This window comes from Serratia sp. TSA_105.2, from assembly GCF_052692115.1.
This window is the reverse complement of sequence record NZ_JBQZFT010000012.1, coordinates 41,596-61,634: the sequence shown is the minus strand read 5'-3', so window position 1 is coordinate 61,634 and position 20,039 is coordinate 41,596. Positions and strand designations below refer to the sequence as shown.

The window sequence follows — 20,039 nt, the reverse complement described above, 5'->3', positions numbered from 1 at the left end:
AAAACTCCTTAAAGAGACGTATTGTTATGGCTGCAGCGGTTAAAAACCGCGCAGGGAACAGCGATATTGTAAAAGGGCCGTGCGGGTTCGGCTGCCTTTTTCGCATGAAATTAAATAATCCGTGGTGTCGCTTTTTTTACTGATTACCCGGGGTGAACCCTTAAGCGGGGTATCCGCTTTCGCCCAAGTTCCATTAACGGTAATCGCGCCAGCCTTCCGTGCTGAACGCCGCCGGCTTAATCCCTGTTTCTACAGTGGTTTATCTCGGACGGTGGTATTTTACAGGTATTTCGTAAGGTTTAAGAGAGGGTTTACAGTTTTTTTAAAACCATTCAACCGGAACGGTAGTTGAAAAAGCGAACAAATGAAGTGATTTCGATCGCTTTACCTGCAGCGGACGCCGACGGCCATGCCAGATTGCGAGTCAGATCACGCAATACGGGTTAAATACTGACCTGCTGCGCCAGGCGGCGAATGATGGCGGCGGTCAGCCCCCAGATAAACTGGCTGTGATACCAGGAGAGGTAAATGCGGTGCGTATGGCCGGCGCGATGAATATCCAGCGGGTAGTAACGCGACAGGGTCAGCGCTTCCCGCAGGGGCATCTCGAACACGTCCGCCACTTCGCCCTCATTGGCGCGGAACTGCACGTCCGGCGGGATGAGGCCGACGATAGGGGTAACCTGAAATCCGGTGCTGCTGTCGAGCGGCGCCATTTGGCCGAGAACGGTCACCGCTTGCGGCGGTATCGCCACCTCTTCCTGTGCTTCTCGCAGCGCCGTGACGATCGCCGATCCGTCTTCGGCATCGGTTTTACCGCCGGGGAAGGCCACTTGACCGGCATGTTTGCGCAGCGAGTCGGCGCGGCGGGTCAACAGCAGCGTCGGCTCGGCTCGGCAGACGATTGGGATCAGCACCGCCGCCGGGCGCACATTGTGCGAGATCTGCGCCGCCTGCGGCAGCTGCAGTTGAAAACGGCTGATAAAGGCGTGCAGCGAGGCCGGCGAGTTTGATGGGATCACGACAGGGCATACTCCCCAAGCTGCGGCAAAATACGACCAACCTTGTCGAAGGTTTCCTGGTATTCCGCCTGCTCCTGGCTGTCCGCCACGATGCCGCCGCCGGCGGAGCAGTGGATGCGGCCGTTTTCGGTGACGAGCGTGCGGATGGTGATATTGGTGTCCATCGTGCCGCAGGCGCTCAGGTATCCGATGCTGCCGCAATAGGCATTGCGGCGCTGCGGCTCCAGCTCTTCGATGATTTCCATCGCTCGCACCTTGGGCGCGCCGGTGATCGACCCACCGGGGAAGCAGGCGCGCAGCAGTTCGGCCGCCGAGGTATACGCCGGCAGGGTCGCGGTGATGGTGCTCACCAGGTGATGCACGGCGGGAAACGGCTCCACGGCAAACAGTTCCGGCACCCGTACGCTGCCAGGTTGGGCGACGCGGCCGATATCGTTGCGCAGCAGATCGACGATCATCAGATTTTCAGCGCGGTCCTTGGGCGAATCGGCTAAACGGCGAGCCTGTGCGGCGTCTTGTTCTGCGTCCGCCAGCCGCGGCAGCGTGCCCTTGATCGGGCGGGTTTGGATACGCTGCTGCTCCAGCCAGAGGAAGCGCTCGGGAGAGACGCTCAGCACGCTGTTGTGCGGCAGCCGCAGGAAGGCCGAGAACGGCGCGCGGTTGCTGGCGCTCAATCGGCAAAACGCCTGCCATTCGTCCCCCTGGTAGTCGGCGGAGAATCGCTGTGCCAGATTAATCTGGTAACAGTCGCCGCTGCGCAGGTAGTGCTGAATACGTTGGAACTTCTCGCCGTATTGCCGCCGGCTCATATTGGCACGCCAGTCGCTCAGCAGCGTGAAAGGGCGTTCCGTCGGCGCGGTTTGGCTATTGAGCCAACGCCAGCGCTGTTCTACGTCGCCATAGCTGATCAGCGTCAGGGTCTGCAAATGGTGGTCGGCGATCGCTGCCCAGTCATAAATGCCGACCGCCATGTCCGGCAAAGCGAGGTCGGCTTCGGCCAACTGCGGCAAGGTTTCCACCCGGCGCCCGAGATCGTAGCCGAACAGCCCCAGGGCACCGCCCTGAAACGGCAGATCTGGGTTAAACGCCGGCTGCCAGCCTTGCGCCGACAATTGTTGCTGCAGCAGGGAGAACGGATCTTCCTGCGACTGAATAGTGACGCCGTCACTTTCGATTTTCGTGCTGGCACCCTGAGTGGTGAGCGTAACGCGCGGCTGCGCGACCAAGATGTCGAAGCGGTTATGCGAATGGTCGGCGAAGCCCGAATGCAGCAGCATCGCCCAGGGCTGCGCTGAAAGCGGGGCGAAGAGCGTCATCAGGGCATCGCGGCTGTAGGGCAAAGATTTTATGTTTGGGGCGGTTACGCTCATGAACGTCAATAAACCTGGCTGTGAGGACGGCGATATCTGGCAGCTAGTGTGCCATAGACGGTCACGTCATGCATGTTTTGCCATGCGCGACATGAAGCACAGTTCACATAAACGGCAGTTCAATAAACCTGAAATAAGGCATTTTTTGCGCCATTGATTATACTTCGATATGTTAAAAATTTAACGTCAAATGCACTGGAAACCTATTTATCGAGGGCGCAAGACCCGAGAGATATAAAAAAGATTCGTTGATTTCATAAATTTATTATTTCTGCTTGTTATTAGATGCGGGAGCGGCGTGGCGTTGCCTGATTTTAGCCAGCGTCGCCGCCCTTTGGAATTAATGGATTAATTACTCAGCGCTTTTCCGGCGCTGGTTTGAAAAAGAAAGCCAGGTTCGGCCCCATTGCCACTGCGGCAATTTAGAGGTTTCACGCCTATTTCAAGCGTGCGCCGAACCGAATGAGTCTTTTAGAAAAATAAAATTATTATTTTGTTACATTATCATTGAAGAGCTGCCTATGTCGTTAATGCTGAGCGTGATCGTCCCGATGCACAATGCGGGGGAGTTATTGGAGCCTTTCCTGGCTTCGCTGCTGGCCCAGCGCGAGCAACGGTTGGAGGTGATCATCGTCAACGATGGTTCCACCGACGGTTCGGGGGAGATAGCGCACCGTTACGCGGCGGTGCATCCGCATATTCGTGTGATCGATCAGGCTAACGCCGGCGTTTCTAACGCGCGTAATGCCGGGCTCGCCGTTGCCCGGGGCAAATACGTGGCGTTTCCCGATGCCGACGATTTGCTGGCGCCGGACATGTATTCCACGCTGTTGGAACAGGCGGAGCACCACCAATTAGACGTAATGCAATGCAATGGCGAGCGCTATTTCACCCGCCAAGACGAATTGCAGCCGATTTTTCCACAGGGTCGCTTACAGACCACCGACGTTATCACCGGCGTACAGTGGTTTGAACGTGCGCTGAAATCGCGAAAGTTTATTCACGTTGTATGGCTGGCAATATATCGCCTCGACTTTATTCGCCAGCATCGGCTTTATTTCGAGCCGGGATTACATCATCAGGATATTCCCTGGACGACGGAAGTCATGTTTAATGCCCAACGGGTCAAATATTTAAGTACGCCGCTGTACCGCCAACGGGTACACGACAAGTCGATCAGCAACCGTCGTCGCACCGGCAAGGCGAACGTGGATTATCAACGCCACTATATGAAAATCGTCGAAATGTTGGAGCGGCTCAACCGGCGCTATGCGGGCACTGTCGCCATTCGCCCGGCTTTCCATTGGCAAATCACCCGCGAAGCGCTGGGCATTTGCCACAGCATTCGTCGTGAGCCGGATCCGGCTGCCCAGAGTCAAATCACCGAAGAGTTCTATCAGCGAGGCATCGACAGAGCGATGTTCGCCAATGCGCGCGGCCTGAAACAGGGGTGGCACGTCATGCTGTGGCGGCATCGGCTGAAGCAGTGGCGCAGCGATAGCGGCTGCTCGCAACCGGTCTGAGGCACAAGACGTTGGGATCCGCCGCGTTAGCGCGTATACTCCTTCTCCCTTTTGCCGGAGAGAACGACACATGCATGCAGGTATGCCATTACTGAGTCACGCGGAGCAGCAGGAAGCGGCGGATCGTATCCATCAACTGATGGAGCAGGGCATGAGCAGCGGTGAAGCCATTGCTCGCGTTGCGCAGGAAATTCGCGAGAAGCATCAGGGCGCTCAGGTTGCGGTACTGTTCGATGAGGATGATGAAGACGAGCAGCATGAGGCCGCACCGGAGGCGTCGCGGGATGACGATGCTGAAGATGACGAAGACTATTGACGTTATCGGGGCCGCGTAAGCGGCCCCGTGAGTATCAGCCGTTGACCGCCACGGCGGCGGCGGCTTGTTTCGCTTGCTCCACCGCCTGTTCCGTCGTGCTCGCCGTCGCCAGCGCTACGCCCAGGCGACGCTGCCCGGCGATCTCCGGTTTGCCGAACAGGCGCAGCTGGTTGTGCCCGCGCAGCGCGTTTCCCAGGCCGCTGAAGCGCACATCGCTGCTGGTGAGCTGTGGCAGGATCACCGCCGAAGCGGAAGGGCCGAACTGACGGATGGCGCCGATCGGCAACCCGAGAAATGCGCGAACGTGCAGAGCGAACTCGGACAGATCCTGTGAGATCAACGTGACCATGCCGGTATCGTGCGGGCGCGGTGACACCTCGCTGAAGATCACTTCGTCGCCACAGACGAACAGCTCCACGCCGAACAGGCCGAAACCGCCCAGGGCTTTCACCACCTTCTCCGCGATAGTCTGAGCACGGCTCAACGCCGTCGCCGACATCAGTTGCGGCTGCCAGGATTCGCGATAGTCCCCATCCTCCTGACGATGGCCGATCGGCTCGCAGAAATGCACGCCGTCCACGGCGCTGATGGTCAGCAACGTAATTTCAAAATCAAACCTTACCAGCCCTTCGACGATCACCCGGCCGCCGCCGGCGCGTCCGCCCTGTTGCGCGTAATCCCAGGCGCTTTGCAGTTGCTCAGGCGAGCGGATCAGGCTCTGTCCTTTGCCGGAAGAACTCATCACCGGTTTGACGATGCACGGGTAGCCGATGTGCTCGACCGCCAGCCGGAAAGTTGCCTCGCTGTCGGCAAAGCGGTAGCTGGAGGTGGGCAGGTCAAGCTCTTCCGCCGCCAGACGGCGGATGCCTTCACGGTTCATGGTCAGGCGCGTGGCTTCGGCGCAGGGCACTACGCGGTGGCCCTGGCGTTCAAGTTCGACCAGCATGGCGGTAGCGATCGCTTCGATTTCGGGAACGATATAGTCCGGCCGCTCTTGTTCGATCACGGCTTTCAGCGCGTCACCGTCCAGCATATTGATGACGTGGCTGCGGTGCGCCACATGCATGGCGGGGGCGTCGGGGTAGCGATCGACGGCGATCACTTCCAGGCCGAGGCGCTGGCATTCAATGGCGACTTCTTTACCCAGCTCCCCGGAGCCGAGCAACATAACGCGGGTGGCGGAAGGGCGCAGGGCAGTTCCAATCGTTAACATAGTTTCGTACCTGGATCGGTGAAAGTAAGCGGATTGATGATCGGCGGGCAGTATATACGAAAACGATTGCGTGCACAGCCGCCGCGCCAAGTTTGTTGCTAACTTACTGTTTTTATAACAAGCAGAAATATTTGCCCTGTATGGGCGATTGTGCGTTAATAAGCGACGGCGAAAGAAGGCCTACATATAGCAAGGTTTTCGCGTCTCGTGCCGTCAAGGCAGGTTTATCAAGTAAAGGAAACACAAATGAGCAAGATCACTGGTCACGTAAAATGGTTCAACGAAAGCAAAGGCTTCGGCTTTATCACGCCTGCCGACGGTTCTAAAGACGTTTTCGTTCATTTTTCCGCTATCGTTAGCGATGGTTTCAAGACCCTGGCTGAAGGCCAGCAGGTTGAGTTCTCCATCCAGGACAGCCAACGTGGCCCTGCCGCAGCCAACGTCGTTGCTATTTAACGACTAAGCCGCCGAGAAACCCGCCGCCGGCGGGTTTTTTTATGCTCGCACCCCGTAACGCCGCCCATCTCTGTTATCATTTAGCGCTGATTCGGCGCCAACCTGCGGGCGCGCCGCCATTCCATTCGTCATATAAGAGTTATCGCCGTGAGCACAGTTTCTTTTTCTTCCCTGCCTCTGCCAGCCGAACAGTTGGCTAACCTCAACGAACTGGGGTACGCCAAAATGACGCCGGTGCAGGCCGCCGCGTTGCCCGCCATCCTGCAAGGGAGAGACGTGCGCGCCAAGGCGAAAACCGGCAGTGGTAAAACGGCGGCATTCGGCATTGGTCTGCTGAATAACATCGTCGTTGCTCAGGTCGCCACGCAGGCGCTGGTGCTCTGTCCCACCCGTGAGTTGGCCGATCAGGTGAGCAAAGAGCTGCGTCGCCTGGCGCGTTTCACGCAAAACATCAAAATCCTGACGCTGTGCGGCGGCCAACCGATGGGGCCACAGCTCGATTCGCTGGTGCACGCGCCACATATCGTGGTGGGGACGCCGGGACGCATTCAGGAGCATCTGCGCAAGAAAACGCTGCTGCTGGACGAGCTGAAGGTGCTGGTGCTGGATGAGGCCGATCGCATGCTGGACATGGGCTTCGCCGACGACATCGACGATGTGATCAGCTACACGCCGCCGCAGCGTCAGACGCTGCTGTTTTCCGCCACCTACCCGGCGGGCATCGAACGCATCAGCGATCGCGTTCAGCGCCAGCCGCTGAGCGTCGAAGTGGACGATGACGAAGCGCAGACCGCCATCGAACAACGCTTCTATGAAACCACGCGCGATCAGCGCCCGGCGCTGCTGGTGTCGGCCATTCGTTATCATCAACCCGCGTCCTGCGTGGTGTTCTGCAATACCAAACGCGATTGTCAAACGGTGCTTGAGGCCCTGGAGGCCCGCGGCATCAGCGCACTGGCGCTGCATGGCGATCTGGAGCAGCGCGATCGCGACCAGGTGTTGGTGCGCTTCGCCAACCGCAGTTGCCGGGTGTTGGTGGCGACCGACGTCGCCGCTCGCGGGCTGGACATCAAAGAACTGGAGCTGGTGGTTAACTACGAACTGGCGTTCGATCCCGAAGTGCATGTGCACCGTATCGGTCGTACCGGGCGCGCCGGCATGAGCGGGCTGGCGATCAGCCTGTGCACGCCGCAGGAAATGGCGCGGGCGCATGCGATTGAAGACTACCTGCAGATGGCCGTAGATTGGGCGCCGGTGTCCGAGTTGAGCGGGGCCGCCAACGGCTCGCTGGAGGCGGAGATGGTAACGCTGTGCATCGACGGCGGCCGCAAGGCGAAGATCCGCCCCGGCGATATCCTTGGCGCGCTGACCGGCGATGCCGGGCTGACGGCGGCGGAAGTGGGCAAGATCGACATGTTCCCGGTGCACGCCTACGTCGCGATCCGTAAAGCCAGCGCGCGCAAGGCGCTGCAGCAGCTGCAGCAGGGCAAAATCAAAGGCAAGAGCTGCAAGGTGCGGCTGCTGAAATAAGCCGAAGGCGGGCGGCGGTTTGCCTTCCCGCCATTATCTATTTATACTGTATGTATTTACAGGTATTTGAGTATTTGAGGACGCACGCATGGCGGTTGAAGTTAAATATGTGGTGGTGAGAAACGGTGAGGAAAAAATGACTTTCGCGAGCAAGAAAGAAGCCGACGCCTACGACAAAATGCTGGATTTGGCGGATAACCTCGGAGAGTGGCTGCAACAGGCGCCGCTGAACCTGGACGATGAACAGCGCGAAGGGCTGAGCTTCTTCCTGGCAGAGAATAAGGATGCGCTGGGCCTGATTCTGCGCGGCGCATCGCCGGCGGAAACCGGCAAAAAACCGACGGAAGCGAAAGCGAAAAAAACGGTCTCTAACTCAAAAGAGGGATCTACGTCAGAAAAGCAAGCGGCATAATGACTTATGTTGCGGTGTTGTGATGAAAAAGGATCTAAAATGAGCCGTGAAATAACTTTCTTCAGCCGCTTTGAGCAAGACATTCTGGCCGGGCGCAAAACCATCACCATTCGGGATGCCAGTGAGTCGCACTTCGAACCGGGCGAGGTATTGCGCGTAAGCCGCAATGAAGACGGCGTGTTTTTCTGCTTTATCGAAGTGCTGTCGGTAACGCCGGTGCGCCTGGATGCGCTGACCGAGCGCCACGCACAGCAGGAGAACATGTCGCTGGGCGAGCTGAAGCAGGTGATCAAGGAAATCTATCCGGGCCTGGATGCGCTGTTTGTCATCGAGTTCGTCAAACGGTAACTCTTTGCCGAAACCCTGTTGTGAGCCAGGGATGGGCGCCCGGATAGCGCTAATCACAACGGGAGGACATATGAAAAAAACGGGTTTGGCTATCGCCTTGTTGGCCATGATGGGAGCATCGACTGCGGTGTGGGCGCAGGATCAAGAGCAACGCACCGCCAAGGTGGGGCAGTGTGCCGGTCTGCAGCCGGCGGATATCGCCGCCCAGGTCAAGCGTGATTTCTTGCAGAATCGCATTACGCGCTGGGAGGCGGACAAAAAACTGCTGGGCACCGCTACCCCGATCGCCTGGGTCAGCCCGGATGCCATCACCGGCAAGGAGCAGGTATGGCAGGTGCCGCTGACGGTGCGTGGCACCAAAGTGGATAAAACCTACAATGTGACGCTCAACTGCAACACCGGCGAGATCGCCTACAGCGCGCCGCAGTAATCGTTTTCCGCAATAAAAAGCCCGCCTGGCGGCGGGCTTGATGCATCAAGACGCGGTCAGTCGCTAAACGGTATCACCAACTCACCCGGTTTCACTTCCAATCCCTTCGCCAGTTTTTTCGCCAGCGCTTCGGTTTTGCTGTTGTCAGGATTCAGCACATAAGCCGGCTTTTGGTCGAAATAAGACTTCAGCGACTGGTTCAGATATGGCGTCAGCGCTTTCATCACCGTCTGCATTTTTTCCGGCTGCACGCTGTAATCGGTCAGTTCCATGTCTTTCAGATAAATGGCGCCCTGTGCACGGTCGTACACCGGCTGCGCTTTCAGCGTCAGTTTCAGATCCGCCGCCTGCGGGCCGAGAATCGACGTGATGTTGACCTTGGCGTCGCCGGAAAGGGTGACTTTACCCGGCTCGCTGCGGCCGATCTGGCTTTGCAGCTGCGTCAGCACGATGTTGGCGTCCACCAGGCCGGGCACGCCGATCTGCTTCTGATAGTCGTTGTGTTTTTGCAGGTAATCATTCACTTCCTGCTCGCTCAGAGTGTACTGGGTCAGTTGATTGCAACCGGCCAATACGCCGGCGAACAGCAGGGCGGCTGCGCCCATCAGGATCTTCTTCATTAATGCCTCATTGCGACTGCTGGCGAAAAGTGCTGCAGATAATTGATTAATCATTATAAACGTTCCACCTGCGCGTGAAAACGGCAGAAGGCGATGTGCAGAGGATAGTGCGCGCAAAAGCGGGCGACACCTATCGGATAACGCCGAAAGCGTCAGCGCCGCAATCGCAGCGCCAAGAGCACCACGCCGGCCAGGCAGGCTGCGCCCCCCAACAGCGGGAACAGCGGAATGCCCCACAGCCGCAGCGACGAATGCATCAGATAAGGCGCCAGCCCCAGGGCAAAAGCGGCGGTGACGATGGCGATAGCCAGGGTAACGGCGGCGCGTTCCAGCGCTTTGCTCAACTGGCCAAGATTACTGACGTTGATATCGGCATTGAGCCGCCCGCGTTTTAGGCGGCGAACCAATAGCCGCAGGGTTTGCGGCAGCTCCTCTCCGGCGTCGAGCGCTTCCCCGCCCAGGGCCAACAACCGCTGGCGCACGGCAGCGGGTGCATAGCGTTGCAGCACGGTTTGTTGCAGCATCGGTTTGAGCGTGGCCACGATGTCAAAGGCCGGATCCAATCGGTGCAGCACGCCGTCGGCGGTGATTAACGCCTTGAACAGCAGCACCAGATCGGGCGGCAGCGCCAGCTGGTGTTCACGCGCCATCACCAGCAGATCGGTCAGGGCCTTGCCCAAGGTCAGGGTGGCGGCGGCCTGTTTGTCGAGGAAGTTTTGCGCCGCCAGCTCCAGATCCATCAGATCCAGCGGTTCGCTGTCCGACCAGGCGATCAGCGTGTTGACGATGCCTTCGGACTGACGATCGGCGATGGCCTGCAGCAGCAGGAGCAACTGATTGCGTCGCCGCTCGGACAGCTGGCCCACCATGCCGAAGTCGATAAAGCCGACGCGGTCACCGCTCAGCGCCATGACGTTGCCGGGGTGGGGATCGGCGTGATACAGCCGATGCTCCAGTACCATGCTCATAAAGGCGCGGGCGCCGCGTTGCGCCAGCAGTGGGCCGTCAAAGCCCGCTGCCGCCAGCTGCTGAGGGTTTTCCGGCGCGGTGCCGGGCAAGTATTCCTGCACTAACAGGCGCGGGGAAGACCATTGCCAATAGATTTTCGGCACGACGACGTCAGGTTGACGCGCAAACATCCCGGCGACGCGGTCGCAGTTATGCCCTTCGTGGGTCAAATCCAGTTCATGATTGAGCGCCGTCGCCAGCGCTCTGACCATCTGCCGCGGCCGATAGCGCGCCAGCGCGGGGCTCTGCTGCTCCACGGTTTCCGCCAGCGAGGCCAGCAGCCGCAGATCGGCGTGGATGGTTTTCGCCAGGCCGGGCCGCAGCACTTTGACCACGACCTGTTCGCCGCTGTGCAGGCGTGCGCGGTAGATTTGCGCCATCGACGCCGCCGCCAGCGGCGTACGATCGAATTCTGCGAACAGCCGCTCGGGCTCGCCGCCCAGGTCGGCAACGATCTGCGGCGCCAGCGTTTCCCATGGCAACACCGCTGCCCGGCTGTGCAGACGATCCAGTTCGTCGGTCCAGGCCGGATCCAGCAGGTCGGAACGCGTGGCCAGGATCTGACCGAATTTGACGAAGGTAGGGCCCAGCGCCTCGAGCGCTTCGCGCAGCCGCTCAGGCAGGGTTTGTGCGTCCTGTTGGGCGGATTCAGCGCGGGCGCCGCGCAGCAAAGCCCCCAGGCCCAGCAGACGCAGAACGTCTTGCAGGCCATAACGAATCAGAACGGAGGTAATTTCCTTCAGCCGCGCCCGATCGCGAGCGGTGGCGAGCACCATTTTCAACATCAGTACGCCATATCCTTATTTGTCATTCTTGAACGTTATTGTTCCATATCCAGCAGCAACGGCACCTCGCTGCGCTGCGCCATGCGGTTGCGGTAGGCTTCCACGTTATCCGGCAGCGCAACGCCGGCGACGATCGACAATGAGCGCAGCAGCGGGAACAGGTGGATATCGTCCTCGGACAGTTCGCCGTTCACCGCGTCGGCGGAGGCGATCAGCGGCGACAGCGTTTGCAGGTCGGCTTCCAGTTCGGCGATCAGATCGGCACTGTTGGCGAGATGCTCGGCAAAATCGCCGATAGACGCCTGCTTTTTATCGATAAAGTAACGGCGGGCGCTGTCGGTGGCAAACTCTTCGAAATCGGCATGCGCAATACGCGGCAACAGCAATTTTGCGCTGTAACCGCCGACCCGCTGCAGCCACTCGGCAATGGCCGGGTTGGTGCGGCCGGTCAGCACCGGTTTGTCGTCAAGGTTGTCGACATAGCGCACGATATCCAGGCTTTCCGGCATCGCATCGCCGTTGTCTTTGACCAGGATAGGCACCATTTTTTGGCCGATCAGGTTGAACGGGGTCGTCTCATCGTCGTTGAGCAATGTGACCAGGCGAATCGGCAGACGTTTCAGGCCAAAAATCATGCGGGCTTTAACGCAGAATGGGCAATGATCGTAAATGAACAGTTTCATGCTTGCTCCGGGTTGTCAGGTTTTAACAGCAATAGTTACCACAGCTTATCGAGGCTGTCTTGACGTGCGTGTGTTGGATGGTGCGTTATTGCGATATTGCCCGCGCGCCGGCGCGGGCTAGGAGGCGTTATTTCTTGGCCGGTACTGAGTTGAGCACATCGATCAGGTGATTGCGAGCTTCTTCGAGGTCGATTCTGTCACGTTCGTTGGTGGCGGTGACGACCTGCAGCTGTTTGATAATATCGTTTTTCAGGCCGGCGTCGCTGGCGAGGATATGGGCCAGTGCCTTTTCCACCAAGGTGGAACGCGCATAAATCATGCGCAAGTTCAGTATCATATGTTCGAGTAGTTGCGGTAATTTTGCTTCTTCGCTCATGCCGACGGGCTCCTGTGGGTGTTTTTACTAACAGGATAGCAGCTGTTGCCGATTCGGCCGGATTTCTATGGCGTTAACCGCCGGGAAGCAGCATCGACGCACTGCGCCGCGGGCTGAACTGCCAGTACAGCGCCAGCAACGTAGCGAAGCCCACTGCCCCCAGCAGCAACCAGGGTAGCTCCGGCATGTTCATCGTCCGCCCGGTATCGTACATCCAACCGCCGCCGGTATAACCCAACGCGCCGCCCAGCGCCAGGCCCAGGCGGCTAAAGCCCATATAGCTGCCGCGCGCACGCGGATCGGCCAGCGAAGCGCTCAGCGTTTCGCGCGCCGGTTCGGCGATGATCGATCCCAGATAGAAGCAACAGATCAGCGTGAACACGCCCTGCAAACTGGTGGCGAGACCGATCGGCAGCAGGCTGAGCGTCATCAGCAACAGGCCCGCCATCAGGCGCTGCTCAAGCCGGAAGTGTTTTTCTCCCCAACGCGCCAGCGGATAGAGCAGCGATAGCGACAGCGCTGCTTCAATCGCATACATCCATTTCACCGCCGCCGGTGAACCGGCGATTTCGTTGACCACGATCGGCATCATCAGCATCACCTGTACCGCTAACATGTAATAACCGGTCAGCGTCAGGACATAGGTGAGGAAGCGGCGATCGCGCAGGACCCGCAGCATGCCTTCCTTCATCGGTATGCGCACGGTAGAGATGCGGTAAGCCGGCAGTAGCCAGGCGTTCCAGCCGGCGGCCAGCACGAAGATCGCCGCCCCAACCCAGCAGACAAAGTGGAAATCGTACTGCAGCAGCCAACTGCCGATCAGCGCGCCGACCACCGCTCCGGCGCTATCCTGCATCATCAGCAGCGAGAAAAAACGGCCGCGCTCGTGCGGACGGGTCAGTTTGATCACCAAAGCGGTGCGCGGCGGATCGAATAACGTGCCGCCGAGGGCGGACAGGGCACAAGAGAACCACAGGATCCAGGGTTCATCGGCCATCGCCATGGTGGCGAAACCGGCGGCGCGCAGCAACATGCCGGTGACGATCATCGGCTTGGCGCCGAAGCGATCGGCGATGGCGCCGCCAAAGATGCCGAGCCCTTGTTGCAACAGCTGGCGCAAACCCAGTGCGATGCCGACGATCAGCGCCGCCCATCCTAATTGATCGACAAAGCGGATCGAAATAAGCGGAAAAACGACAAAGAAGCCTAAAACCACCAGCAGATTATCGAGCAACAGAAAATATTTACCCAAGCTGCGCGCTTGCGACACCAGAGACATGCTTCACCATGAGCAATCAAGAAAGAAGGAGAGACAGCCGTTCCATTCTCTACCCAATTCCCGTACGGCGACAGGGGAGGCATAGATAATATTTTTTTATCGTCAAGGTGTTACCTGAGCAGCAAAATTGGCGGAAAAACGCCGTAAAACGCGTATTCGGCGATTTACTGAGCGGCCGGTATTTTACCTCGGGGGCGGGCTACGGTTATATTGAATGCAGGGAAGTGCAGTTCTGCGGTGCTATTGGCAAAATAAAACCATGGCAAAAGATCGGCACAGGATAATGATCCGCTCGGCTTCCTAATAAATACTTCTTATCGAACCGTTTTGACTGCGGGGGAAATGATGTTCGGCTATCGCTCTGCATCGCCAAAAGTACGTCTTACAACCGACCGGATGGTGGTCCGTTTAGTGCATGAACGGGATGCCTATCGCCTGGCGGATTATTATGCCGAGAACCGGACCTTTCTCAAACCCTGGGAGCCGGTGCGCGACGAAAGCCACTGTTATCCTTCCGGCTGGCAGGCGCGCCTGGGCATGATCACCGAAATGCAAAAGCAGGGCAGCGCCTACTATTTTATCCTGCTCGATCCGGAAGAACAGGAAGTGCGCGGCGTGGCGAACTTCAGCAACGTGCTGCGCGGTTCGTTTCATGCCTGTTTCCTCGGCTATTCGCTGGGGGAAAAATGGCAGGGGCAAGGGCTGATGTTCGAAGCCCTGCAGTCCGCCATGCGCTATATGCTGCGCCAACAGCGCATGCACCGCATCATGGCCAACTATATGCCACACAACCAGCGCAGCGGCGCGCTGCTGACGCGTCTGGGATTCGAACGCGAAGGTTACGCCAAGGATTACCTGCTGATCGACGGCCAGTGGCAAGACCACGTTTTGACGGCATACACCAATAAAGAGTGGCTACCCCCACGTTGAGGCCAAACGATGAAATATGAATTGAACGCCAGAGAGGCGCGGGTCATCGGCTGCCTGTTGGAAAAACAGGTCACGACCCCGGACCAATACCCACTTTCGCTTAACGCCATTACCCTGGCATGCAATCAAAAAACCAACCGCGAGCCGGTGATGGATCTGAGCGAAAGCGAGGTGCAGCAACTGCTCGATCTGTTGCTGCGCAAACATTTCCTGCGCACGCTCAGCGGGTTCGGCAACCGGGTGGTGAAGTACGAACAGCGGTTTTGCAACTCCGAGTTCGGCCAACTGAAACTCTCGCCCGCCGAACTGGCGGTGATCGCTACCTTATTGCTGCGCGGCGCGCAAACGCCGGGCGAGCTGCGCACCCGCACCAACCGGATGCACGAGTTCAACGATGTCAGCGAGGTCGAACAGGTGCTGCAGCAGTTGGCCACGCGCGAAGATGGTCCGTTCGTGGTGCGCCTGGCGCGTGAACCGGGCAAGCGTGAAAGCCGGTTCATGCATCTGTTCAGCGGCCAGATTGATGAAGCGCCGCCGGCGGCGTTCGAATCAGAGGACGACGGCGAACTGAGCGCCAGGGTTAGCGCATTGGAAAGCGAAGTGGCGGAGCTGAAACGGCAGTTGCAACACTTGTTGGGGAGGGATGCGAATGACTAAATTGCGTGTGGGCGTGGTGGGATTGGGCAGTATTGCGCAGAAGGCTTACCTGCCAATCCTCGGCCAGGCGGCGGATTGGACGCTGGTGGGCGGTTTTTCGCCCAATCAGCAAAAAGCGCAGCCGCTGTGCGACAGCTACCGCATGGCCTGTTTCTCCCGTCTGGACAGCCTGGCCGAACAGTGCGACGCGGTCTTTGTTCACAGCAGCACCGCCAGTCATTTCTCGGTAATCGGCGAGCTGCTGAACCGCGGCGTGCACGTTTACGTCGATAAACCGCTGGCGGAAACGCTGGAGCAGGGCGAGCAGTTGCTTGAGTTGGCCGAGCGGCGAGGCAAAACGCTGATGGTGGGGTTCAACCGCCGTTTCGCGCCGCTTTACCGGCAGCTCAAACAGCAAATGAATCAGCCGGCCTCCATTCGCATGGATAAACATCGGGCGGACAGCGTCGGCCCGCACGATCTGCGTTTTACCCTGTTGGATGATTACCTGCACGTGGTGGACACTGCGCTGTGGCTGGCGGGCGGAGACGAACAATTGCTGAGCGGCAGCTTGTGCGCCAACGCCGCAGGCGAAATGCTGTACGCCGAGCACCACTTTGCCTGCGGGGGCACGCAGGTGACGACCAGCATGCATCGCCGCGGCGGCAGCCAGCGTGAAAGCGTGCAGGCGGTGACCGACGGCGCACTGTATCAGTTGACCGATATGCGCCACTGGCTGCGTGAAGATGCGCAGGGCGTGTTGGAACAGCCGGTGCCGGGCTGGCAAAGCACGCTGGTGCAACGCGGCTTCGACGGGGCGGTACGACATTTCCTTAATGCCGTCGCCAACCAGAGCGCGCCGGAAACCGGCGGCGAACAGGCGCTGCTTGCCCAGCGGGTGGTCGAGCGTTTGCTGCGGGATAACTCTATGTAACATATGGCGGTAGCTATTCTTTTCCGGATGCGTAAACTGAGCCGATTGTTTCACTGACGCCTGCTGTTGCAGGCGTTGATATTTACGGTACCTATCAGACAACCACATGAACCTACTCAAATCCTTGGCTGCCGTCAGCTCGATGACGATGTTTTCGCGGGTGTTGGGCTTTGCCCGCGATGCGATCGTCGCGCGCGTGTTCGGGGCCGGCATGGCAACGGACGCCTTTTTCGTGGCGTTCAAACTTCCGAATCTGTTACGCCGTATCTTTGCCGAAGGGGCATTTTCGCAGGCCTTCGTGCCGATCCTGGCGGAATATAAGAGCCAGCAGGGTGAAGAGGCGACGCGCACTTTTATCGCCTATGTCTCCGGGCTGCTGACGCTGGTGCTGGCGGTGGTTACGGTGCTGGGGATGCTGGCCGCGCCCTGGGTTATCTATCTCACCGCACCGGGCTTTACCGATACGCCCGACAAGTTTGCCCTGACGTCGGCGCTGCTGCGCATCACATTCCCCTATATTCTGTTGATCTCGCTGGCTTCGCTGGTGGGGGCGATCCTCAATACCTGGAACCGCTTCTCGATCCCGGCCTTTGCGCCCACGTTGCTTAACGTCAGCATGATCGGCTTCGCGCTGTTCGCCGCCCCGTATTTCAATCCGCCGGTGCTGGCGTTGGCCTGGGCGGTGGTGGTGGGCGGCGTGCTGCAGTTGGGGTATCAGCTGCCGCACCTGCGCAAGATAGGCATGCTGGTATTGCCGCGTCTCAAGCTCGGTGATGCCGGGGTCTGGCGCGTGATGCGCCAGATGGGGCCGGCGATCCTCGGGGTGTCGGTCAGCCAAATCTCGCTGATCATCAACACCATTTTCGCTTCGTTCCTGGTGTCCGGCTCGGTGTCCTGGATGTACTACGCCGACCGCCTGATGGAGTTTCCTTCCGGCGTGCTGGGCGTGGCCTTGGGCACCATCCTGCTGCCGTCGCTGGCCAAAAGCTTCTCGAGCGGCAACCACGACGAGTATTCGCGCCTGATGGATTGGGGGCTGCGCCTGTGCTTCCTGCTCGCGTTGCCGAGCGCCATTGCGCTCGGCATTTTGGCCAAGCCGTTGACCGTTTCGCTGTTCCAGTACGGCAAGTTCAGCGCCTTTGACGCGGCGATGACGCAACGCGCGCTGGTAGCTTACTCGGTAGGGCTGATGGGGCTGATCGTGGTTAAAGTGCTGGCGCCGGGCTTCTATTCGCGGCAGGACATCAAAACGCCGGTCAAAATCGCCATCATCACGCTGATCATGACGCAGGTGATGAACCTGGCGTTTATTGGTCCGCTGAAGCATGCCGGCCTGGCGCTGTCGATCGGTTTGGCGGCCTGCCTGAACGCTGCGCTGCTCTATTGGCAGCTGCGCAAGCAGAAGATCTTCCAGCCACAGCCGGGTTGGGCGTTGTTCCTCACCAAGCTGGTGATCGCCGTGCTGGTGATGTCGGCCGTGTTGATTGGCGCGATGTGGCTGTTGCCGGCCTGGGATCAGGGCAACATGCTGGAGCGTTTGCTGCGCTTGGCTGCGGTGGTCGTGGCCGGTGTGGTGGCGTACTTTGGCGTGCTGGCCGGGTTGGGCTTCCGCCCGCGCGATTTTGCGCGCCGCGTCGCCTGAGGCGAAGGCAAGAACAAAAAAAGGTCGCCTGGGCGACCTTTTTACTTTCCGCGCGGTGCGGCTTACATACGTTCGACGGTTTCGATGCCCAGCGTATCCAGACCGGTTTTCAGCGTTTTCGAGGTCAGCAGCGCCAACTTCAGGCGGCTCTGACGCGCTTCTTCGCTGTCGGCGTTCAGGATCTGGCAGTGCTCGTAGAAACCGGAGAACAGGCCGGCCAGATCATACAGGTAGCTGCACATGACGTGAGGCGTGCCTTCACGCGCGACGGTGGTGAGCACTTCTTCGAACTGCAGCAGGCGGGTGGCCAGCGCAATTTCACGCTCTTCGGTCAGCGTCAGCGGCAACGTCAGGCTGCTTTCGTCGATTCCGGCGCGTTTGAATACCGATGCCACACGGGTATAGGCGTATTGCATGTAAGGCGCGGTATTGCCTTCGAAGGCCAACATGTTATCCCAGTCGAAAACATAGTCGGTGGTGCGGCTTTTCGACAGATCGGCGTATTTCACCGCGCCGATGCCGACCACGCGGGCCACGGTCTTCATTTCGTCTTGCGGCATGTCCGGGTTTTTGCCGGCGATCAGCTGTTCGGCGCGTTCGATGGCCTCATCCAGCAGATCGGAGAGCTTCACCGTACCGCCCGAGCGGGTTTTGAACGGCTTACCGTCTTTGCCCAGCATCATGCCGAACATGTGGTGTTCCAGCGAGACGGACTCCGGCACGTAACCGGCTTTGCGCACGATGGTCCAGGCCTGCATCAGGTGCTGATGCTGACGGGAGTCGATGTAATACAGGACGCGATTGGCGCCCAGGGTTTCGTAGCGATACTTGGCGCAGGCGATGTCGGTGGTGGTGTAGAGGTAGCCGCCATCCTTTTTCTGGATGATGACGCCCATCGGGTCGCCGTCCTTGTTCTTGTATTCGTCGAGGAACACTACGGTGGCGCCTTCGCTTTCCACCGCCAGCCCTTTGGCTTTCAGATCGGCGACGATGCCCGGCAGCATCGCGTTATACAGGCTTTCGCCCATCACGTCGTCTTCGGTCAGCGTGACGTTCAGGCGGTTATAGGTCAGCTGGTTTTGCGCCATGGTGATATCGACCAGCTTACGCCACATTTTCAGGCAGTACTGATCGCCGCCCTGCAGCTTCACGACGTACGCGCGCGCGCGCTCGGCGAACTCGGCGTCTTCGTCGTAATGTTTCTTGGCTTCGCGGTAGAACTGCTCGAGATCGGACAGGCCCATATCGCTGGCGTTTTCGTTCTGCATTTTTTCCAGGTAGGCAATCAGCATGCCGAACTGGGTGCCCCAGTCGCCGACGTGGTTGGCGCGGATCACTTTATGGCCCAGAAACGCCTGGGTACGCGCCGCGGCGTCGCCGATGATGGTGGAGCGCAGGTGGCCGACGTGCATCTCTTTTGCCACGTTCGGTGCGGAGTAGTCGATAACGATGGTTTGCGGCTCAACCGGCGCAATGCCCAGCTTCGGTGCGTTCAGCACCTGATCGGCCTGGCTGGCGACCCAGTCGCTGTTCAGGAAAATGTTGATAAAGCCGGGACCGGCGATTTCCACTTTACCGGCGACGTCGCCGAGATCCAGCAGTTGCACCACTTTTTCCGCCAACTGACGGGGCGGCATGCCCAGCTTTTTGGCGACGGACATCACGCCGTTGGCCTGGTAATCACCAAACTGCGCCTTGGCGGAAGGGCGGACCTGCGCTTCGCAATCGGCTGGCGCGCCAGCGGCGATCAGCGCCTGGCTGACTTTATCTGAAAGAAGAACCTGAATATTCACCGGGTTACCTTAATGACGAACGAGGGGCTGAAGCCAGCCCCTGCGGGATTCAACGGTGGCGGGCGCGATGGGCGGCCTCCACAAAACAGCCTGCAATTGTAACCGATCTGACGGAGCCCGTCAGCAGTTGGCGCGGCCGCTGCGATGAAACAGTTGTCGGGGGCGGCGCGTTGATTACCGGAAAGTGAAAGCAGAATGGCCTGAACAGAATGTACGAGGGGGAGAGTTGCGAAACTAGCGCTTTTTATTGCGGCGACCGGCATCCAGCGTGTTGGTGCGGCGTGATTTGAAATGACGGTAGATGGCGTATACGGCGATAATTATCAACACCAAGGATATCGTCAGCAATAACATAATGATCATCTCGAATTTAAATTTCCTCCAAAGTAGCCGAGTTGTCTTGGTGAATCAATTACCTGGAGTTAAATTAAGATAATCCTTAGATTTCCATCAATTAATGGGGTTTATTTTCTTTTTTTTCAATGGATTGTGCTTATGCTTTTATGTGGCTTCGATAAGTGAATCAGGTATGATTAAACCCGGAAATTCAATCGGCTTGACTAATGGGCTGCAGATGATTTTGTGCAAAATAACTTAAATCATAGCGTCATGAAGTAAAGGTATAATGGCATGCGAAAAATCTTATTTTTTATTTTTACGTTGATTTAATAAGCTGTCACCTTAATAAAAATCTGGTTTTCTATTCTCCCTGCCCGCAACCAAAAATCATTCT

Annotated in this window: 20 protein-coding genes; 11 read left to right on the top strand and 9 right to left on the bottom strand. The window is 58.5% G+C overall.

Features of this window, described 5'->3' with window-relative positions; all coding sequences use genetic code 11:
• Nucleotides 1-443 precede the first annotated feature (443 nt).
• Together ACUTSC_RS22655 and pabB are read right to left on the bottom strand one after the other, a co-directional pair.
• Entirely contained in the window at nt 444-1,022 is a 579-nt protein-coding gene (locus ACUTSC_RS22655) for a CoA pyrophosphatase (RefSeq protein ID WP_142110044.1), read from the bottom strand.
• Complete coding sequence (gene pabB / locus ACUTSC_RS22650) at nt 1,019-2,392, bottom strand: aminodeoxychorismate synthase component 1 (RefSeq protein ID WP_445653551.1); 1,374 nt, start codon at nt 2,390-2,392, stop codon at nt 1,019-1,021. Before pabB ends, ACUTSC_RS22655 begins: the two co-directional genes overlap by 4 nt.
• Before the next feature lie 521 nt (nt 2,393-2,913).
• On the opposite strand from pabB, the gene ACUTSC_RS22645 reads away from it, so the two are divergent.
• A complete protein-coding gene (locus ACUTSC_RS22645) occupies nt 2,914-3,915 on the top strand; it encodes a glycosyltransferase (protein ID WP_197767866.1) in 1,002 nt (333 codons plus the stop codon).
• 70 nt (nt 3,916-3,985) lie between these two features.
• Nucleotides 3,986-4,231 carry a YoaH family protein gene (locus tag ACUTSC_RS22640; RefSeq protein WP_063990176.1) on the top strand — a complete coding sequence of 82 codons (246 nt, stop codon included), beginning with the start codon at nt 3,986-3,988 and terminating at the stop codon, nt 4,229-4,231.
• A 34-nt stretch (nt 4,232-4,265) separates the two neighbouring features.
• On the opposite strand, the gene purT is transcribed toward ACUTSC_RS22640, so the two are convergent.
• Entirely contained in the window at nt 4,266-5,444 is a 1,179-nt protein-coding gene (gene purT / locus ACUTSC_RS22635) for a formate-dependent phosphoribosylglycinamide formyltransferase (protein ID WP_197767865.1), read from the bottom strand.
• Nucleotides 5,445-5,690: 246 nt separating this feature from the next.
• Between purT and cspE the strand changes: the two genes are divergently transcribed.
• The 5 genes from cspE to yebF all read left to right on the top strand — a co-directional run bounded on the left by cspE (nt 5,691) and on the right by yebF (nt 8,620).
• Nucleotides 5,691-5,900 carry a transcription antiterminator/RNA stability regulator CspE gene (gene cspE / locus ACUTSC_RS22630; protein ID WP_004927572.1) on the top strand — a complete coding sequence of 70 codons (210 nt, stop codon included), beginning with the start codon at nt 5,691-5,693 and terminating at the stop codon, nt 5,898-5,900.
• A gap of 147 nt (nt 5,901-6,047) precedes the next feature.
• Nucleotides 6,048-7,430: an ATP-dependent RNA helicase DbpA gene (gene dbpA, locus ACUTSC_RS22625; protein ID WP_197767864.1), complete on the top strand. Its 1,383-nt coding sequence runs from the start codon at nt 6,048-6,050 to the stop codon at nt 7,428-7,430.
• An 88-nt stretch (nt 7,431-7,518) separates the two neighbouring features.
• Nucleotides 7,519-7,842 carry a YebG family protein gene (locus ACUTSC_RS22620; RefSeq protein WP_033647671.1) on the top strand — a complete coding sequence of 108 codons (324 nt, stop codon included), beginning with the start codon at nt 7,519-7,521 and terminating at the stop codon, nt 7,840-7,842.
• 39 nt (nt 7,843-7,881) lie between these two features.
• A complete protein-coding gene (gene yqfB / locus ACUTSC_RS22615; protein ID WP_004927562.1) occupies nt 7,882-8,190 on the top strand; it encodes a N(4)-acetylcytidine aminohydrolase in 309 nt (102 codons plus the stop codon).
• A 70-nt stretch (nt 8,191-8,260) separates the two neighbouring features.
• Nucleotides 8,261-8,620 carry a protein YebF gene (yebF, locus tag ACUTSC_RS22610; protein ID WP_043147583.1) on the top strand — a complete coding sequence of 120 codons (360 nt, stop codon included), beginning with the start codon at nt 8,261-8,263 and terminating at the stop codon, nt 8,618-8,620.
• Between the two features lie 56 nt (nt 8,621-8,676).
• Here yebF and ACUTSC_RS22605 read toward each other — a convergent pair whose 3' ends face one another.
• The 5 genes from ACUTSC_RS22605 to mdtH form a co-directional block, all read right to left on the bottom strand.
• Nucleotides 8,677-9,240 carry a lipoprotein gene (locus tag ACUTSC_RS22605; RefSeq protein WP_004927555.1) on the bottom strand — a complete coding sequence of 188 codons (564 nt, stop codon included), beginning with the start codon at nt 9,238-9,240 and terminating at the stop codon, nt 8,677-8,679.
• A gap of 152 nt (nt 9,241-9,392) precedes the next feature.
• Nucleotides 9,393-11,033: an AarF/UbiB family protein gene (locus tag ACUTSC_RS22600; RefSeq protein WP_197767863.1), complete on the bottom strand. Its 1,641-nt coding sequence runs from the start codon at nt 11,031-11,033 to the stop codon at nt 9,393-9,395.
• Nucleotides 11,034-11,068: 35 nt separating this feature from the next.
• Nucleotides 11,069-11,716 (bottom strand): glutaredoxin 2, encoded by a 648-nt coding sequence (grxB, locus tag ACUTSC_RS22595; protein ID WP_033647667.1) that lies wholly within the window; start codon nt 11,714-11,716, stop codon nt 11,069-11,071.
• 127 nt (nt 11,717-11,843) lie between these two features.
• Complete coding sequence (locus tag ACUTSC_RS22590; RefSeq protein WP_033647664.1) at nt 11,844-12,092, bottom strand: hypothetical protein; 249 nt, start codon at nt 12,090-12,092, stop codon at nt 11,844-11,846.
• Nucleotides 12,093-12,165: 73 nt separating this feature from the next.
• A complete protein-coding gene (mdtH, locus tag ACUTSC_RS22585; protein WP_038877106.1) occupies nt 12,166-13,371 on the bottom strand; it encodes a multidrug efflux MFS transporter MdtH in 1,206 nt (401 codons plus the stop codon).
• Between the two features lie 345 nt (nt 13,372-13,716).
• On the opposite strand from mdtH, the gene rimJ reads away from it, so the two are divergent.
• The 4 genes from rimJ (at nt 13,717) to murJ (ending at nt 17,513) form a co-directional block, all read left to right on the top strand.
• Nucleotides 13,717-14,301 carry a ribosomal protein S5-alanine N-acetyltransferase gene (rimJ, locus tag ACUTSC_RS22580; protein ID WP_063990360.1) on the top strand — a complete coding sequence of 195 codons (585 nt, stop codon included), beginning with the start codon at nt 13,717-13,719 and terminating at the stop codon, nt 14,299-14,301.
• A 9-nt stretch (nt 14,302-14,310) separates the two neighbouring features.
• Nucleotides 14,311-14,958, top strand: coding sequence for a DUF480 domain-containing protein (locus ACUTSC_RS22575; RefSeq protein WP_197767862.1), 648 nt, complete (start codon nt 14,311-14,313; stop codon nt 14,956-14,958).
• The gene (locus ACUTSC_RS22570) at nt 14,951-15,871 is read left to right on the top strand and encodes a Gfo/Idh/MocA family oxidoreductase (RefSeq protein WP_197767861.1); all 921 of its coding nucleotides are present in this window, start codon (nt 14,951-14,953) and stop codon (nt 15,869-15,871) included. The genes ACUTSC_RS22575 and ACUTSC_RS22570 overlap by 8 nt, the downstream gene beginning before the upstream one ends.
• Before the next feature lie 106 nt (nt 15,872-15,977).
• Nucleotides 15,978-17,513 carry a murein biosynthesis integral membrane protein MurJ gene (gene murJ / locus ACUTSC_RS22565; RefSeq protein WP_197767860.1) on the top strand — a complete coding sequence of 512 codons (1,536 nt, stop codon included), beginning with the start codon at nt 15,978-15,980 and terminating at the stop codon, nt 17,511-17,513.
• Nucleotides 17,514-17,575: 62 nt separating this feature from the next.
• On the opposite strand, the gene argS is transcribed toward murJ, so the two are convergent.
• Nucleotides 17,576-19,306 carry an arginine--tRNA ligase gene (gene argS / locus ACUTSC_RS22560; protein ID WP_197767859.1) on the bottom strand — a complete coding sequence of 577 codons (1,731 nt, stop codon included), beginning with the start codon at nt 19,304-19,306 and terminating at the stop codon, nt 17,576-17,578.
• Between the last annotated feature and the right edge of the window lie 733 nt (nt 19,307-20,039).

What these genes read in the sequence shown, in the direction of transcription:
- ACUTSC_RS22590 (WP_033647664.1), bottom strand. Translation starts at nt 12,092, where the DNA reads ATGAGCGAAGAAGCAAAATTACCGCAACTACTCGAACATATGATACTG.
- ACUTSC_RS22645 (WP_197767866.1), top strand. Translation starts at nt 2,914, where the DNA reads ATGTCGTTAATGCTGAGCGTGATCGTCCCGATGCACAATGCGGGGGAG.
- ACUTSC_RS22575 (WP_197767862.1), top strand. Translation starts at nt 14,311, where the DNA reads ATGAAATATGAATTGAACGCCAGAGAGGCGCGGGTCATCGGCTGCCTG.
- murJ (WP_197767860.1), top strand. Translation starts at nt 15,978, where the DNA reads ATGAACCTACTCAAATCCTTGGCTGCCGTCAGCTCGATGACGATGTTT.
- ACUTSC_RS22605 (WP_004927555.1), bottom strand. Translation starts at nt 9,240, where the DNA reads ATGAAGAAGATCCTGATGGGCGCAGCCGCCCTGCTGTTCGCCGGCGTA.
- cspE (WP_004927572.1), top strand. Translation starts at nt 5,691, where the DNA reads ATGAGCAAGATCACTGGTCACGTAAAATGGTTCAACGAAAGCAAAGGC.
- ACUTSC_RS22570 (WP_197767861.1), top strand. Translation starts at nt 14,951, where the DNA reads ATGACTAAATTGCGTGTGGGCGTGGTGGGATTGGGCAGTATTGCGCAG.
- mdtH (WP_038877106.1), bottom strand. Translation starts at nt 13,371, where the DNA reads ATGTCTCTGGTGTCGCAAGCGCGCAGCTTGGGTAAATATTTTCTGTTG.
- ACUTSC_RS22640 (WP_063990176.1), top strand. Translation starts at nt 3,986, where the DNA reads ATGCATGCAGGTATGCCATTACTGAGTCACGCGGAGCAGCAGGAAGCG.
- yqfB (WP_004927562.1), top strand. Translation starts at nt 7,882, where the DNA reads ATGAGCCGTGAAATAACTTTCTTCAGCCGCTTTGAGCAAGACATTCTG.
- yebF (WP_043147583.1), top strand. Translation starts at nt 8,261, where the DNA reads ATGAAAAAAACGGGTTTGGCTATCGCCTTGTTGGCCATGATGGGAGCA.
- ACUTSC_RS22600 (WP_197767863.1), bottom strand. Translation starts at nt 11,033, where the DNA reads ATGTTGAAAATGGTGCTCGCCACCGCTCGCGATCGGGCGCGGCTGAAG.
- purT (WP_197767865.1), bottom strand. Translation starts at nt 5,444, where the DNA reads ATGTTAACGATTGGAACTGCCCTGCGCCCTTCCGCCACCCGCGTTATG.
- pabB (WP_445653551.1), bottom strand. Translation starts at nt 2,392, where the DNA reads ATGAGCGTAACCGCCCCAAACATAAAATCTTTGCCCTACAGCCGCGAT.
- grxB (WP_033647667.1), bottom strand. Translation starts at nt 11,716, where the DNA reads ATGAAACTGTTCATTTACGATCATTGCCCATTCTGCGTTAAAGCCCGC.
- rimJ (WP_063990360.1), top strand. Translation starts at nt 13,717, where the DNA reads ATGTTCGGCTATCGCTCTGCATCGCCAAAAGTACGTCTTACAACCGAC.
- ACUTSC_RS22620 (WP_033647671.1), top strand. Translation starts at nt 7,519, where the DNA reads ATGGCGGTTGAAGTTAAATATGTGGTGGTGAGAAACGGTGAGGAAAAA.